This window comes from Pseudolysinimonas kribbensis (assembly GCF_030161895.1).
Classification (GTDB): Bacteria; Actinomycetota; Actinomycetes; order Actinomycetales; family Microbacteriaceae; genus Pseudolysinimonas; species Pseudolysinimonas kribbensis.
The window spans coordinates 460,101-475,147 of record NZ_BSVB01000001.1 but is presented as its reverse complement, the minus strand read 5'-3'; the positions used below and the strand labels follow the sequence as shown (position 1 = coordinate 475,147).

Annotated in this window: 15 protein-coding genes and 5 pseudogenes; 14 read left to right on the top strand and 6 right to left on the bottom strand. The window is 72.1% G+C overall.

Translation table 11 applies throughout. The annotated features are described in order from the left end of the window. The first annotated feature begins 41 nt into the window (after positions 1-41). From QQK35_RS02645 to QQK35_RS20190, 3 genes are read left to right on the top strand one after another with little or no spacing between them, the layout of a single operon-like run. Positions 42-608: a PadR family transcriptional regulator gene (locus tag QQK35_RS02645; RefSeq protein WP_284252658.1), complete on the top strand. Its 567-nt coding sequence runs from the start codon at positions 42-44 to the stop codon at positions 606-608. Beyond that, positions 605-1,645 carry an MFS transporter gene (locus tag QQK35_RS20195; RefSeq protein WP_431311792.1) on the top strand — a complete coding sequence of 347 codons (1,041 nt, stop codon included), beginning with the start codon at positions 605-607 and terminating at the stop codon, positions 1,643-1,645. The genes QQK35_RS02645 and QQK35_RS20195 overlap by 4 nt, the downstream gene beginning before the upstream one ends. Beyond that, positions 1,639-2,154 (top strand): MFS transporter, encoded by a 516-nt coding sequence (locus tag QQK35_RS20190; protein WP_431311791.1) that lies wholly within the window; start codon positions 1,639-1,641, stop codon positions 2,152-2,154. Before QQK35_RS20195 ends, QQK35_RS20190 begins: the two co-directional genes overlap by 7 nt. Positions 2,155-2,274: 120 nt before the next feature. On the opposite strand, the gene QQK35_RS02630 is transcribed toward QQK35_RS20190, so the two are convergent. Continuing rightward, a complete protein-coding gene (locus QQK35_RS02630; protein WP_284252654.1) occupies positions 2,275-3,282 on the bottom strand; it encodes an acyltransferase family protein in 1,008 nt (335 codons plus the stop codon). Positions 3,283-3,300: 18 nt separating this feature from the next. Here QQK35_RS02630 and QQK35_RS02625 point away from each other — a divergent pair. Both QQK35_RS02625 and QQK35_RS02620 read left to right on the top strand, forming a co-directional pair. After that, a pseudogene (locus QQK35_RS02625) lies at positions 3,301-4,082 on the top strand (SDR family oxidoreductase). Position 4,083: 1 nt separating this feature from the next. Next, positions 4,084-4,659, top strand: a complete 576-nt coding sequence (locus QQK35_RS02620) for a DapH/DapD/GlmU-related protein (protein WP_284252651.1) — start codon at positions 4,084-4,086, stop codon at positions 4,657-4,659. 133 nt (positions 4,660-4,792) lie between these two features. Here QQK35_RS02620 and QQK35_RS02615 read toward each other — a convergent pair whose 3' ends face one another. Next, on the bottom strand, positions 4,793-6,286 hold the full coding sequence (locus QQK35_RS02615; protein ID WP_284252650.1) for an MFS transporter: 1,494 nt from the start codon (positions 6,284-6,286) through the stop codon (positions 4,793-4,795). Positions 6,287-6,303: 17 nt separating this feature from the next. Here QQK35_RS02615 and QQK35_RS02610 point away from each other — a divergent pair, with 17 nt between their 5' ends. From QQK35_RS02610 to QQK35_RS02585, 7 genes and pseudogenes are all read left to right on the top strand, one after another. Further along, the gene (locus QQK35_RS02610) at positions 6,304-6,483 is read left to right on the top strand and encodes a hypothetical protein (protein ID WP_284252648.1); all 180 of its coding nucleotides are present in this window, start codon (positions 6,304-6,306) and stop codon (positions 6,481-6,483) included. Positions 6,484-6,509: 26 nt separating this feature from the next. Continuing rightward, positions 6,510-6,698 (top strand): annotated as a pseudogene (locus QQK35_RS19565) (alpha/beta fold hydrolase); the annotation flags it as partial. A 206-nt stretch (positions 6,699-6,904) separates the two neighbouring features. Further along, the gene (locus tag QQK35_RS02605) at positions 6,905-7,174 is read left to right on the top strand and encodes an alpha/beta fold hydrolase (RefSeq protein ID WP_284252646.1); all 270 of its coding nucleotides are present in this window, start codon (positions 6,905-6,907) and stop codon (positions 7,172-7,174) included. Between the two features lie 4 nt (positions 7,175-7,178). Then, entirely contained in the window at positions 7,179-7,910 is a 732-nt protein-coding gene (locus QQK35_RS02600) for a Type 1 glutamine amidotransferase-like domain-containing protein (RefSeq protein WP_284252644.1), read from the top strand. A 2-nt stretch (positions 7,911-7,912) separates the two neighbouring features. Continuing rightward, positions 7,913-8,589, top strand: a pseudogene (locus QQK35_RS02595) (uracil-DNA glycosylase). 10 nt (positions 8,590-8,599) lie between these two features. After that, positions 8,600-9,181 carry a GNAT family N-acetyltransferase gene (locus QQK35_RS02590; protein WP_284252642.1) on the top strand — a complete coding sequence of 194 codons (582 nt, stop codon included), beginning with the start codon at positions 8,600-8,602 and terminating at the stop codon, positions 9,179-9,181. A gap of 16 nt (positions 9,182-9,197) precedes the next feature. Next, on the top strand, positions 9,198-9,578 hold the full coding sequence (locus QQK35_RS02585) for a VOC family protein (RefSeq protein ID WP_284252640.1): 381 nt from the start codon (positions 9,198-9,200) through the stop codon (positions 9,576-9,578). Between the two features lie 100 nt (positions 9,579-9,678). Here QQK35_RS02585 and QQK35_RS02580 read toward each other — a convergent pair whose 3' ends face one another. From QQK35_RS02580 to QQK35_RS02570, 3 genes and pseudogenes are all read right to left on the bottom strand, one after another. Next, the gene (locus QQK35_RS02580) at positions 9,679-10,434 is read right to left on the bottom strand and encodes an ABC transporter permease (RefSeq protein ID WP_284252638.1); all 756 of its coding nucleotides are present in this window, start codon (positions 10,432-10,434) and stop codon (positions 9,679-9,681) included. Then, complete coding sequence (locus QQK35_RS02575; protein WP_284252636.1) at positions 10,431-11,318, bottom strand: ABC transporter ATP-binding protein; 888 nt, start codon at positions 11,316-11,318, stop codon at positions 10,431-10,433. The genes QQK35_RS02580 and QQK35_RS02575 overlap by 4 nt, the downstream gene beginning before the upstream one ends. Next, positions 11,315-11,673 (bottom strand): annotated as a pseudogene (locus QQK35_RS02570) (GntR family transcriptional regulator). Before QQK35_RS02570 ends, QQK35_RS02575 begins: the two are co-directional and overlap by 4 nt. A gap of 76 nt (positions 11,674-11,749) precedes the next feature. Here QQK35_RS02570 and QQK35_RS02565 point away from each other — a divergent pair. Continuing rightward, positions 11,750-13,188, top strand: a pseudogene (locus tag QQK35_RS02565) (amidase). Between the two features lie 23 nt (positions 13,189-13,211). Next, a complete protein-coding gene (locus QQK35_RS02560; protein WP_284252634.1) occupies positions 13,212-13,565 on the top strand; it encodes an SIP domain-containing protein in 354 nt (117 codons plus the stop codon). 38 nt (positions 13,566-13,603) lie between these two features. On the opposite strand, the gene QQK35_RS02555 is transcribed toward QQK35_RS02560, so the two are convergent. Continuing rightward, complete coding sequence (locus tag QQK35_RS02555) at positions 13,604-15,037, bottom strand: dihydrolipoyl dehydrogenase family protein (RefSeq protein WP_284252632.1); 1,434 nt, start codon at positions 15,035-15,037, stop codon at positions 13,604-13,606. Positions 15,038-15,047: the final 10 nt, after the last annotated feature.

The following is a 15,047-nucleotide window of genomic DNA, read 5'->3' as shown; positions in this document are numbered from 1 at the left end:
CGCGCTTGACAGCACGCGACTACTTTCGCGAGAGTAGTCGCGTGTCATCCATCCGCCTCTTCATCCTCGGCGCGCTCTCCGAGCGCGGCGAGATGCATGGACACCAGCTGCGTCTCCTCGCCGAGGAGGAGCACATCGACATGTGGACCGACATCTCCGTCGGCGGTCTCTACGGCGCGCTGAAGCGGCTCGCCGCGGAGGGGCTCATCGAGGCGGTGCGGACGGAGCGGGAGGGCGCATACCCGGAGCGGCAGGTCTGGCGGATCACCGAGCAGGGGCGCATCTCGCTCGGCGCGCAGCTGATCGGCACGCTGCGCGAGATCGTCTTCCGCCCGGATCCGTTCGACCTGGCCTTCACGCGCGTGACCGGCGACAAGCTCGGCAACCTGCGCTCGCTGCTCGACGCCCGCCTCGCCAAGCTCGTCGCTCTCGAGGCCGACGAGCGGGCCCACCTCGACACGATCTCGCAGTACCTCAACCTCGCGGAGCAGTACGCGATGCGGCACCGCCGGGCCCGCATCGTCGCCGACATCGAGTGGCTGCGCGACACCATCGACCACCTGCCCGAGATCATCCAGGACCGCTCGTCCCGAGAGGAACACCCGTGACCCAGACCGCCCCTCCCCAGGCACCCGCCGTCAGCCGGCGCACCTGGCTCGCCTTCGCCGTGGTGCTGCTCGGCACCTCGATGGCCCTGCTCGACACCACCATCGTCAATGTCGCGCTGCCGGTCATCCGCACCAGCATCCACGCCGACGAGGCCACCCTCTCGTGGATCGTGTCGGGCTACGCGCTCGCCTACGGCCTCGCCCTCATCCCGGCCGGCCGCATCGGCGACCGCTTCGGGCACAAGGGCGTGTTCATCGTCGGCATCGCCCTGTTCACGATCGCCAGCTTCGGCGCCGGCGTCTCGCAGACCTCCGGCGAGCTCATCACGGCCCGCGTGGTGCAGGGCCTGGCCGGCGGCATCTTCTTCCCGCCGGTCACGGCGCTCATCCAGCTCATGTTCCCCGGCCGCGTCCGCGGGCGTGCCTTCGCCATCATGGGAGCCGTCATCGGGGTGTCCAGTGCGCTCGGCCCGATCGTCGGAGGCCTGCTGATCCAGTGGCTCGGCGACGAGACCGGATGGCGCTCGATCTTCTTCGTCAACCTGCCCTTCGGCGTCATCGCGCTGGTCGCGGCGCTCTTCCTGCTGCCATCCGGCGCCGAGGGCCGGGAGGCCCGCGGCATCGACCTCGTCGGCTTCGTGCTCGTGGCCGGCGCGCTCACGGCACTCCTCGTGCCGCTCATCCAGGGGCAGGATCAGGGCTGGCCGCTCTGGACGTGGCTCTCGCTCGCCGGCGGCGTCGTGCTCCTCGTGCTGTTCGCGCTCTGGGAGGTCGGCGTCGCGCGTCGCAAGCGCACGACACCGCTCGTGCCGCCGCACCTGTTCTCGCATCCGGCGTTCTCGGGGGCGTCCTCCTCGCCCTGGTCTACTTCGCCGCGTTCACGAGCATCTTCTTCACGATCTCGCTGTTCTGGCAGGCGGGTCTCGGCCACACCGCGCTCGAGTCGGGGTTCGTCTCGATCCCGTTCGCGATCGGCAGCATCGTCGGCGCCGCGCAGTCGAACCGTCTGGCCGCCCGGCTCGGCCGCACCGTGCTGATCATCGGGACGGCGCTCGTCAGTCTCGGCCTCATCGCGACCTGGCTCGTCGTGTGGCGGGTGCCCGCAGCGGACATCACCAACTGGGACCTGCTCGCACCGTTGCTGGTCGCGGGCTTCGGCTCCGGCCTGTTCATCGCCCCGAACGCGCAGTTCATCGTCGCGACCGTGGATCGCCCGGAGGCCGGGGCGGCATCCGGGGTCATCGGCACCGCCCAGCGGATCGGGGCCGCGATCGGCATCGCGATCATCGGATCGGTGCTGTTCGGCAACATCCCGGGCAAGAAGGCGCTCGGCCCGACCGCCGACCAGGTGCAGGCCGCGGTGCACAAGTACGGCCCCGGCACCGACGCGTTCAAGGCCGCGCTCAAGGCGATCGCCGAGCACAACGTCGCCCACGCGTTCGGCACGGGCGCGGCGTGGGCCCTGTTCACGAGCGCCGTGTTCGCGGTCGTGGCCTTCGCCCTGGTGTTCGTGCTGCCCAGGCGGGTCTCGCGCGGGTACGAGTAGGCGGCTAGCGGGGGCGGCGGGACCCCATCGGATCGACCCGGGAGGGTCCCGCCGGCTCGTCGAGCTTGATGAACAGCCAGTGCGGCTTGGGCTCGACGAGCGGGCGGAAGACCCGGCGGATCAGGGGCTCGACAACGCGATCGCGAGGGCGATCGAGGCGAAGACCATCGTGAGCAACCAGGTCGCCGACGCGTGGTCGTCCTTGAGCACTCCCGACTCGCGGATCGGGTAGAGCACGAACGAGTGCAGCAGGTAGACGTACATCGTCGCCTGGCCGAACGAGGTCCAGAACGTCTGGCGCCGCGGGATCAGAGCGAAGAACGCGGCGCACAGGATCGTGGTGAGCGCGAGCAGCCCGAGCCGCACGAAGCCGGCCCACCACTGCTGCGCGTCGAGCCCCTGGTAGGAGTCGTCGTAGAAGAACCAGTGCACGCTGAGGTTGCGGAACGGCACGAGGTTGACGATCACGGCCGCCGCCCAGGTCGCGAAGACGGCCAGCGCGGCGAGCCGGATCGGCCAGACGCCCACCCGCAGCCGCATCCACCAGTCCGCGACCTTCCACTGCCGCAGCTGCCAGCCGAGCACGAAGAAGGGCAGGATGCCGACCGTCCGCGCGAGCGAGAACGTCGAGTCGACGCCGGGGGAGTAGCCCACCGCGACCGAGAGGATCACCGCCCACGCGAGCGGGAAGCGCAGCAGCACGAGATAGGGCATCAGGATCCGGAACACCGCGAGCGAGAGCAGGAACCACAGCGTCCAGTGCGGCTGCGCGAGATCGACGTTCGTGTTGCCCTCGACGATCCACTGCACGGCGCTCCAGATCGACTGGAAGATCACGTAGGGCACGACGATGTCGCTCAGGATCTTGAGGATCTGGCGTGAGGAGGGCGGCGATGCCTTCGAGAAGTAGCCGCTGATGATCGCGAACGCCGGCATGTGGAACGCGTACACGAACAGGTACAGCGCGAGTGCCGCATCGGAGTCGGAGGTCTGGCGCTGGATGGCGTGCCCCATGACGACGAGCGCGACCGTGACGAAGCGCGCGTTGTCCCAGAACGGCACGCGCACCTTGGCGCGGGGCGTGCTGCGGGCAGCCGGACGCTCGATGGCCGGGGCCGCGTCGGTCATCCCCCTAACGTAGAGGCCATGCCTCGATCGGTCGTCGTCACGGGAGCCAGCTCGGGAATCGGGGAGGCTACGTCCAGACTTCTCGCCGCCCACGGGTGGGAGGTGATCGGCGTCGCGCGTCGCGCCGACCGGCTCGCCGCTCTGGCCGACGAGATCGGCCTGCGTCCGGTGGTCGCCGACGTGACCGATCCGGCGGGGGTGGATGCCGTGCGCGCCGCCGTCGGCGGACGGCTCGACGCGCTCGTCAACAACGCCGGGGCGCGCTCGGCCTCGACTCGGTCGAGAACGCGGACGTCGACGACTGGCGGGCGATGTACGAGTCCAACGTGCTCGGAACCCAGCGGATGATCGCGGCGCTGCTGCCGGCGCTCCGCGCGGCCGCGCGCGAACCGGGCGAGGACGGGCGTCCCGGCCACGCCGACATCCTGGCCGTCACCTCGATCGCGGGCACGATCGGGTACGAGGGCGGCGCCGGCTACAACGCGGCGAAGTTCGCGCAGCACGCGCTCATGCGGGTGCTGCGGCTCGAGCTGGCGGGGGAGCCGATCCGGGTCGTCGAGGTGGCGCCCGGCATGGTCAAGACCGACTTCTCGCTCGTGCGGTTCAAGGGCGACCGCCGCCGTGCCGACGGCGTGTACGACGGGGTCGATAACCCGCTCGTCGCCGCCGACATCGCGGAGGTGATCGTGCACGCGCTCGAGCTGCCGGCCCACGTCAACCTCGACGAGATCATCGTGAAGCCGGTGGCGCAGGCGGCGCCGTACAAGGTCATCAAGGCGCCGCTCGTGCCGAAGGGCTGAGATGGCGCTGGGGCGGATCCTCCGCATCCACGACGAGTCGGGGCCCGACGATCCACGGCCGCTGAGCGACGAGTTCCTCGCGATGAGCCGGCGGGTGCTCGAGGTCACGGCCCTGACGTCGCGGCTGAACGTGCTGCCGTTCGACGACGAGGCCGGCAAGGGCGAGCTGCTCGAGCAGATCCTCGGGCGCCCGTTGCCGCCGCGGGTCACGATCTATCCGCCGTTCTTCACCGATCACGGCCTGCGGCTCGAACTCGCGGAGCGCGTGTTCGTCAACCAGGGCTGCACGTTCCTGGACTACGCCGGCATCCGGCTCGGTGCGGGCACGATGGTCGGGCCGAAGGCGACGTTCATCACGGTCAGCCACCCGGTCGACCCGGGGGATCGGCGGGACTGGCTGACCGGCGCCCCGATCGAGGTCGAGGAGAACGTCTGGATCGGCGCGGGCGCCACGATCCTTCCCGGCGTGCGCATCGGCCGGGATGCCGTGGTCGCGGCCGGCGCGGTCGTCGCCTCCGACGTGCCGCCGCGTTCGCTCGTCGCCGGCCCGAAGGCGAGCGTGCACCGCACCTGGTGAGCGACGCGCATCGAGCGCCGACGTTCGCATCACGCCGGCACGGTGTTCGGCGCCCGCATGATGCGGACGTGGGCGCTCGCGGCCTGGCGGGCCGGGTCGGTCGCGCGCGGCCGAGTGCGTCGCGCGGGCCGGGTCAGTCGCGCGGGGCCGCCACCGCCTCGGCGGCGACCTCCGGGGCCGAGACGCCCTCGGGGTCCGCGAACGCGAGGCGCGGCACCACGAACAGCAGCGCCGCGGCGACCAGCGCGCCGACCCCGCAGATCGTCCACACCGCCATGTAGCTGCCGAGCCCCGTTCCGCTCGACACGTCGCCCGACAACCCGGCGTGCAGGATGACCCCGAACACCGCGGAGGCGAACGCGCCGCCGACCGTCTTCGTCGTGTTGGTGAGGCCGGTGGCGATGCCGGACTGCCCACGCGGGGCGGCGGCCGCGGCGGCGGCCGGCAGCGAGGCGACGAGCGCCCCCGACCCGATGCCGGCGACCACCATGTTCGTGATCACCTGCCACAGCTCGTCGTGCATCGGCAGGAACAGCAGGTACCCGATCGCGACCAGGAACGCCGCGACGATGAGCGCGGCGCGCGGGCTCACGATCCGGGAGAACACGGGGAAGAGCACGGCGCCGACGATGAGCGAGACGAGATAGACGCCGATGAGGTACGACACGACATCCGGATCGTGGCCGAGGCCGTAGCCGACCTTCGCGGGCGAAGCCGCGGCGAACGCCGACAGCGGGATCTGCGCGCCCAGCACGCTGATCCCGAACAGCCCCGCGGTCAGCTGCACCGGCCACATATTCGGCTGCTTGAGCACGCGCAGGTCGATCGCGGGGTCCCGGTGCCGCAGCTCCCACCGCCCGAACGGCAGGAACAGCGCCAGCCCGACGGCGATCGGCACCCACACCGTCCAGCTCGCCGGCCCGTTGAGCCGCAGGAACGTGAGCCCGCCCGTGATGAACAGCAGCGCGAGGGTCAGGATGACGAACCCGCCCACGTCGAGCGTGCGGCCCGGCACGGGCTCCGACTCGGGAACGCCGAACAGGATCGCGACGAAGACGAGCGTCACGCACGCCGCCGGCACGATGAGCGTCAGCGGCACGGAGTGCCCGGTCGCCGCGAACACCTTGCTCGAGGCGAGCGCGCCGATGATCGCCCCGGCCTCGAGTGCGACGACGAGGAAGCCCGCCGCGCGACGGGTCTGCGACGGGCCCGTGCCGGTGCGCCGCCCGCGGTCGAAGATGAGGGCGACCTCGAGCGGCAGCCAGACGACGTAGAAGCCCTGCACCGCGAACGCGATGAGGAAGATCGCGAACGAGCCTCCGTTCGCCACGAGCGCCCAGCTGGCGAGCGCCGTGACCGCCGTCGAGACCAGCAGGATCTTCTTGTGGCCGACCATGTCGCCGAGCTTGGCGAGCACGGGCACGACGAGGGCGGAGACCAGCAGCTGCGCCGCCTCGGTCCAGTTGTAGTCGGCGGTCGTCACGTGCAGCGAGCCGGCGATCTGCGTCACGAGCGGCACGTAGTAGCCCTGCAGGATGCCACTGGTCAGCTCGACGAGGAAGAGGAACCCGACGAGCCGGAAGGTGATCGCGCCGACCGTGCTGCGCTGCGCGGGGGTGCCGGACATGAGGGGAGACTAGACCCATGGCTCCCGACGACGAGGTCGACTCCGCCCGGCCGCTGCGGCGCGTCGCCGTCCCTGACGCACGCACGGTGCTGGTCGACGACACCGGGCCGGTCGCGACCGGCTCGGGGGCGGCGACCCGGTTCTGGTCTGGCACCACGAGTCGCCGCACACCGGCGCGCTCTACGAGCCGCTCCTGACGATCGCGCGCGACCGCGGGCTCCGGATGATCGCCCTCACCCGCCCCGGATACGGCGGCGCCGATCCGCTGCCCGGCCGCCGGGTCGTCGACGCCGCGCGCGACGCGATCGCGGTGGCCGACGCGCTCGGCATCGACCGGATGCTGCAGCTCGGCGGCTCGGGCGGCGGTCCGCACGCGCTCGCCGTCGCCGCGCTCGCGCCCGAGCGGGTCGCGGGGGTGGCGGTGGTCGCGTGCGTCGCCCCCTTCGAGGACACGCCCGCCTGGTGGGACGGCATGGCCGACGATTCAGGCCTGCGCGCCGCGGTCCGCGGCCGCGCGGCCCGCCTCGCGCACGCCGAGACCGAGCAGTTCGATCCCGGCAGCTTCGTCGACACCGACTGGGCCGCCCTCGCGGGGAGTGGGCGGGGCTCGGCGAGGACTTGGGCGAGCGGGCGCCGGCGTTCGGACCGGTCGGCCAGGTCGACGACGACGTCGCGTTCGTGCGGCCGTGGGGCATCGAGCTCGAGGCGGTCGTCGCGCCCGTCGTGCTCGTCCAGGGCCGGCGCGACCGCGTCATCCCGCCCGCGCACGCGGAGCTGCTGGCACGCCGCCTGCCGCACGCCGAGGTGCGCTGGATCGACGACGCCGGTCACATCGCCGCGCTCGCCGGGCTCGCGTCGGCCCTCGACCTCCTGCTCGCGAGAGGATGACCGGGTGAGCATCCACCTGGTCGGCGGCGGTTGGCGCGCGGAGACGTTCGGCGACGTGCTCGCCGAGTTCGTGGCGGAGGCGGCGGCGCGCGCCGCCGGGTCGGGCCGGATGGTCCCGCGGCTCGGGCTGCTGATCGTGAACCCCGCCGAGCTCGACCCGGAGGAGGAGGACGCCGCGGTCGGGTTCGCCGCCGTGTTCGAGCGGGTCGCCTCCGCGCAGCCGATCGTGTCGATCGTGACGGAGGGCGAGACGTTCGCCAGCTCGGTGCTCTCCGACATCGACGGGCTGGTGGTGGGCGGCGGACTGACCCCTGCGTACCTCGCGGCGGTGCAGCCGCTCATCGACGAGATCCGGCTGCTGGTGGCGGACGGGCTGCCCTACCTCGGCTACTCGGCCGGCGCCATGATCGCGGCCGACCGGGCCATCGTGGGCGGCTGGCGCCTCGACGGCGTGCCGGTCTGCCCGGCCGAGACCGCGGAGGACCTCGACGAGGTCACCGTCGCCGAGGGCATCGGGCTCGTGGACCTCGCGGTCGACGTGCACGCCGCGCAGTGGGGCACGCTCTCCCGGCTGGTCGCGGCCACGGAGGCGGGGCTCGTCGAGGGCGGCGTCGCGATCGACGAGGGCACCGTGCTGGTGGTCAACGACGACGGCCTGCGGATCGCGGGGTCGGGCAACGTCTGGCGCGTGCTGGACGACGCGCCGGGGATCGTCGTCGGCACCCTGGAGGCCTGAGCGTGGCACGACCGCTCGCCGAGCTCGTCGACCCCGGATGGGCGCGCGCCCTCGAGCCGGTCGCGGGCGACATCGCGCGCATGGGCGACTTCCTGCGGGCGGAGACCGCGGCGGGCCGCCGGTACCTGCCGGAGGGGTCGCGGGTGCTGCGTGCGTTCGAGCAGCCGTTCGACGACGTGCGCGTGCTCATCGTCGGGCAGGATCCGTATCCGACGGTCGGGCACCCGATCGGGCTCAGCTTCGCGGTCGAGCCGCACGTGCGACCGGTGCCGCGGAGCCTGCAGAACATCTACCGCGAGCTGCGTGACGATCTCGGCATCCCGACCCCCGAGCACGGCGACCTGAGCGCGTGGTCGCGGCAGGGAGTGCTGCTGCTGAACCGCTCGCTCACCGTGCAGGCGGGGGCGAGCGGCTCGCATCGCGGCAAGGGCTGGGAGGCCGTGACCGAGCACGCCATCCGCGCCCTCGTCGCGCGCGGCACCCCGCTCGTGGCGATCCTGTGGGGCCGGGATGCCGGCACCCTGCGCCCGCTGCTCGGCGACACCCCGGTGATCGCCTCCGCGCACCCGAGCCCGCTCTCCGCGTCGAACGGCTTCTTCGGCTCGAGGCCGTTCAGTCGCGCCAACGCGCTGTTCGTGCAGGGGGTGCCGCACCTGTGGACTGGGGGCTGGGCCCGTAGGCTCGAACCCATGCTGGAGGAGGAGTACAACCCGCGCCGCGAGCTGCCGCGCCACCTCCGCCCGGCCCCGGAGCCGGAGCCGGAGTTCTCGTTCGAGATCCGCGAGGCGACCGCCGCCGACGTGCCCGACATGCGCGAGATCTACAACCACTACGTCGCCAACTCGACGGTCACGTTCGACGAGGACGCCCTGACCCTGAAGGAGTTCCGCGACAAGTTCCGGCACGGCCAGCAGGGCGGGTATCCGTGGATCGTCGCGGTGTCGCCGAGCGGTCAGGTGCTCGGGTACGCGTACGTCTCGCCGTGGAAGGCGAAGGCGGCCTACCGCTACACGGTGGAGGACTCGATCTACCTGCGCGCCGCCGCCACCGGCAAGGGTCTCGGCACGGCGCTGTTCGCCGAGCTGCTGACGCGCTCGAAGACGGCCGGCATGAAGGAGGTCATCGCGGTCATCGCCGACCGCGGCGCCGAGGCGTCGATCGCGATGCACAAGCGCTTCGGATTCACGGAGGTCGGCCACATGGGCAGGGTCGGCTTCAAGTTCGACCGCTGGCTCGGCACCTACATGCTGCAGAAGAGCCTCAAGCGATAGACGCGAGGAGAGCGCCATGACCACCCGACAGCTGCGGCTCGTGCTGGAGGTCGACGACGTCGATGCCGCCGTCGCCTTCTACCGGCAGGCGCTGGGCCTGCCCGAAGCGGACGCCTACGAGGCCGAGGGCGGGGCGCGCGTCGCGATCCTGCCGATCGAGACGGCGACTCTCGAGCTCGCCAACCCTGCCCAGATCGAGTTCATCGACCGGGTCGAGGTCGGCCGGCCGGTGGCCCATCCGTTCCCGGGCAGAGTGCGGATCGCCTTCGAGGTGACGGATGCCGTGGCCGCGGCGATCGACCTCGAGGCCGCGGGTGCGACGCCGGTCGCCCCGCCCACCCGCACCCCGTGGAACTCCTCAACGCGCGGGCCGAGGCGCCCGACGGGATGCAGGTGACCGTCTTCCAGGAGCTGGACGACACCGTGGGTCGTCACCACGAACGCGCGGGAGCCGGCACCGAACCCGGTGCCGGCTCGGGTCCGGACGGCGCGGCGGCCTAGTTCTTCGGTGTGGCGCCGCGCAGGATCAGGAACCCCGCGATCCAGAACACGGCACTCGGCACGAGGCTCCACAGCGCGAGCCCGAACGGCGCGTTGGCCCCGAGCCAGGCGCCGAATTGCGCACCGGCGTCCAGGAGCGCGATGACGAGTCCGATGAGCACGACGATCGTCAGCAGGATGCCGCCGAAGATCAGCAGCCCGTTGCGTCCCCACCGCACGAACACGGCCCCGAATGCCGACCCCGTGAAGGTGAAGAAGAGGAACAGGCAGAGGATCACGGGGATCCGCACCGCCCAGCCGGAGCCGAAGTAGACGGGGGTGAAAATGTGCCCGCCGAGCCCCCATCCGTTCGTGGCGTTCTCGAGCAGGCCGAGGATCGTGATGGCCGCCGTGAAGATCACCGACATCAGCAGGAAGACCAGGGTCGAGCCGAGATAGAAGTCGCGGCGGGTGGCGCCGAAGCCGAGCGCGAGCCGGAACGTGTTGTTCATCGCCTGGATCGCGACGACGGCCATGTAGAAGAAGATCCACGCGCTGGCGCCGGAGTAGCTGAATCCGTCGGCGGCATCCGGATCGCCGGGCGCCGCGACCACGATGATCCCCCAGACCGCGATGTTGAGCAGGAAGATTGTCGCCAGCACGATGAACGGCGTCACGGCGATCGTCATCGGGTTGGTGAAGTACAGGCGGGCGACGCTCCGGATGCGGCTCGCTCCGCGGCGGCGGACGGGGGCGAGGGCGACGGCGGTCATGCGAACTCCTTCTCGGACGAGCGGGTGAGGTGGACGACGAGCTGCTGCAGCGAGACCGGCGCGAGCTCGATGCCGGACGCGGTCGCCTCTCGGCGCTCCGGGGCCGTCAGGCCGGTCACGGTCACCGAGGTGAGGCCGCCGATCCCGTCGCGGTGCAGCACGTCGCGCGCCCCGACGAAGGCGTCGACCGTCGCGCGCGCTCCGACGAGGGTGGTCGCGCTCTCGCGGAGCTCGTCCGCGCCCTCGTCGAGGATGATGCGCCCCCGGTCGATCACGAGGACGTGCTCGAGCAGGTCGGCGACCTCGTCGATCAGGTGCGTCGAGAGCACGACCGTGCGGGGATGCTCGGCGTAGTCGGCGAGCAGCCGGTCGTAGAAGGTCTGCCGAGCGACGGCATCGAGACCGAGGTACGGCTCGTCGAAGAAGGTCAGCGGGGCACGGCTCGCGAGGCCGACGATCACGCCGACGGCGCTCAGTTGCCCGCGCGAGACCTTCTTGATGCGCCGGTTCAGCGGCAGCTGGAAGTCGTCGACGAGCTGCTCGGCGAAGTCGGCATCCCAGTTCTCGAAGAACCACGGGGCGCTTCGCAGCACGTGCTTGACGCGGAAGTCGTCGGGGTAGCGCTGGCTCTCCTTGATGAAGCACAGCTGCTGCAGCACGTGCGCGTTCTCGGCCGGCGCGTGACCGAAGACCTCGAGCGCGCCGGCGCTCGGGAAGTCCTGCCCCGTCAGCAGGTGCATGAGCGTGGTCTTGCCCGCCCCGTTGCGTCCGAGCAGGCCGTAGATGCGGTCGGCCTGCAGTTCGAAGCTCGCGTCGTCCACGGCGAGCACGTCGCCGAATCGGCGGGTCAGCCCGGCTGCCTGGACGATGGTGTCGTCGGTCACTTGTCTCCTCGGATCATGTCGGCGATCTGGGTCGGGCTGATGCCGAGCTTGTCGGCTTCCGCCAGCAGGGGAGCACGTACTGCTCCCGGAAGTCCTCGCGGCGCGTGGCCATGATGCGGGCGCGGGCGCCCTCGGCGACGAACATGCCGATCCCTCTCTTCTTGTAGAGGATCCCGCGGTCGACGAGCAGGTTCACGCCCTTCGCGGCGGTCGCCGGGTTGATGCGGTGGAAGGCGGCGAACTCGTTCGTCGAGGGGACCTGGGTCTCTTCCGGGTGCGCGCCCGAGAGGATGTCGTTCTCGATCTGCTCTGCGATCTGCAGGAAGATGGCGCGCGCCTCGGTTATGGGGTTCATTACTTGACTAATGAACCATGGCACGTCGGGGATGTCAACCCGGCGGCGGCGCGGGCGGGGTTCGTAGGCTGAACCCGTGGCATCCGAGCTGCATCACCTCACCGCCCTCGAGCAGCTGGACCGGCTCCGGCGCGGCGAACTGACACCGCTCGAGCTGACCGAGCACTATCTCGAGCGGATCGAGCGGCTGGATGCCGACCTCGGCGCGTTCGTGACGGTCACGGCCGACCGCGCCCGCGATCGTGCGCGCGAGGTCGCCGGCCTCCCGACGGCGCTGCCGCTGTGGGGCCTCCCGCTCGGCGACAAGGACCTCTGGCGCCGCGCCGGCGTGCCCGCCCGGTTCGGATCGCGCCTCCTGCGCGACAACGTGCCCGACGAGTCGGACGAGCTGGTCCGGGTGCTCGACGACGCGGGCGCGGTGAGCCTCGGCAAGACCAACACCCCCGAGTTCGGACTCCCGAGCTACACCGAGCCGCTCGCGAACCGTCCGGCCCGCGTCCCGTACGACACCACGCTCGGCGCCGGCGGCTCGAGCGGGGAGCGGCCGTGGCGGTGGCGGCGGGCCTCCTTCCGGTCGCGCCCGGGTCCGACGGCGGCGGATCCATCCGCATCCCGGCCGCCTCGAACGGACTCGTCGGACTCAAGCCCTCGCGCGGCCGGATCCCTGCCGGCGCCGGCTTCGACAGCCTCGGCGGATTCGTCGTGCCCGGCCCGATCGCGCGCACGGTCTCCGACGCGGCCCTGCTGCTGGACGCCATGGTCGACGGCGGCCCGTACGCCTGGGCGACCGAGGCGCCCGCGTGGGACGGCGGCGCCTACCTCAACGCGGCGGTCCGCGGCGAGGGCCGCTACCAGCTCGCGGTGACGATCGACTCGCCGTGGTCGCTCGCCTACGACATCGCGCTCGACGACGCCCTGCGCTCCGCGCTGGACCTGGCGCTGCGCGAGCTGGATGCCCTCGGCCACGGCGTCGAGGAGCTGCGCCTCGCGCCGGAGGAGGGCTACGCGCCCGCCTTCACGACCCTCTGGCAGGGCGGCGCCGGCGCGATCCCGGTGCCCGACGAGGCGCTCGACGCGGTCGAACCGTTGACCGCCTGGCTCATCCGCCGCGGACGCGCTGTGACGGGCGCCGAGCTCGCGGGCGCGCTGCGCTGGGTCGCGCAGTACGAGCGGCGGCTCATCACACAGCTCTCGGCGTACGACGCCGTGCTCACGCCCGCGCTCGCGATGACCCCGCGGCCGCTCGGCTGGTACGACGTCGAGGACGCCGAGGAGAACTTCGCGCAGCAGTGCCGGTTCACCCCGTACACCTCGTTCGTGAACGCCACCGGGCTGCCGGCGATCGTGCTGCCGGTCTCGCAGACCGAGGACGGCATCCCGCTCGGCGTGCAGCTCATCGGCCGGCCGGGGGCGAGCACGTGCTGCTCGCGATCGGCGCGCAGCTGGAGCGGCGCCTGCACTGGGACCGTCGGCATCCACCGCAGTGGGACGCGGTTCCCAGCAAGGCATAGGTAAGGCTTGCCTATACTGGCAGCACGATGCTCCTCACCGACGTGCTCCCGGCTTCCATCTCGTGGAACCCCGTCGTCGGCGACCTCGTGCTGCTCGGCGTGACGACCGACGACCTCCCGATCGCGGAGACCGTGCTCGCGACCCTCCCCGCCAAGGCCCGCGGGCAGGTGTTCGTCGAGGCGCAGAGCGCCGACGACATCCGCCCCGTCCGCGCGCCCGGGCGGGTCTGCGTCACCTGGCTGCTGCGCGAGCGCGGCCAGTCGCTGACGCGCGCCGTCGAGGTCTGGCTCGAGGAGATGCTGCCGATCGAGGCCGACCGCGAGCACCGCGTCTACGCGTGGACCTCCGGCGACGCGAACGCGCGCACGCTCGTCAGCTGAACCCGCCCGGCCTCCGTCGGCCTCGGCGTCCGTCGGCCTCAGCGCCCGTAGGTCTCCAGGAACCGCAGCCACACCTCGTTGAGCGTCGGGTACGCCGGAACGGCGTGCCAGAGCCGATCGAGCGGCACCTGGCCGACCACCGCGATCGTCGCGGCCTGCAGCATCTCCGAGACGTCCGGGCCGGCGAAGGTCACACCGAGCAGCACCTTGCGGTCCTCGTCGACGATCGCCCGCGCCTTCCCCTCGTAATGGTCGGCGTGCACGGAGGCCCCCGCGAGCCACGACAGGTCGTAGTCGACGACGCGCGTGCGGTATCCGGCCTTCTCGGCCGCCGCAGCGGTCAGCCCCACCGACGCCACCTCGGGGTCGGTGAAGGTGACCTGCGGCACGGCCTCGTGGTCGGCCGTCGCCACGTGCCGCCCCCACGGGGCGTCGTCGACCGGCTCGCCCTTCGCACGCGCGACGATGACGTCGCCGCACGCCCGGGCCTGGTACTTGCCCTGGTGGGTGAGCAGCGCGCGGTGGTTCGCGTCGCCCGTGGAGTACAGCCAGTCGAACCCGTCCGCGCCGGCCGACACCACGCGCAGGGTGTCGTCGACCTGCATCCAGTCGCCGGGAGTGAGTCCGATCGCCTCGAGGCCCAGGTCGGTCGTGCGCGGCGTGCGGCCGATCGCCACGAGCACCTCCTCGGCGGTCAGCGAGCCGCCGTCCGTCAGCGAGAGGGTGACCCCGTCGTCATCGCGGCGGGCGGATGCCGCCTCCGCGCCCATCCGGATGCTCACGCCCGCCTTCTCGAGCGACGCGCGCACGAGCTCGCCGGCGAACGGCTCCTGGCCGGTCAGCAGCGCCTGCCCGCGGACGACGAGGGTGACCGCCGTGCCGAACGATGCGTACGCGGTCGCCATCTCGCAGGCGACGACGCCGCCGCCGAGGATCGCGAGCGTCGCCGGCGCCCGCGTCGCGCTCGTCGCGTCACGGCTGGTCCACGGCCGCACATCGGCGAGGCCGGGCACGTCCGGCAGCAGCGGATCGCTGCCGGTGCTGACGACGACGGCGTGGCGCGCCGTCAGCTCGGTGACCGTGCCGTCGGCGGCCTCCACCCGCAGCGCCTTCGGGCCGGTGAACCGGGCGTGACCGCGCACGAGCCCGATGTGCGCACCCTCGACCCACTCGACCTGGGAGCTGTCGTCCCAGTCGTGGATGATCTCGGAGCGCCGGGCGAACGCCTCCGAGGGGTCGACGCCGCCGGTCACCGACTGCGCGGCTCCGCGCACGTCGCGCGCCGCCCGCAGCGCGGCGCCCGCGCGCAGCAGCGCCTTCGACGGCATGCACGCCCAGTAGGAGCACTCGCCCCCGACGAGCTCGGACTCCACGATGACGGCCGACAGGCCGCCCTGCACGGCACGGTCGGCGACGTTCTCGCCCACCGCGCCGCCGCCGATGACGATGACGTCGTACTCCGCTTCAGCCATACGCACAGCC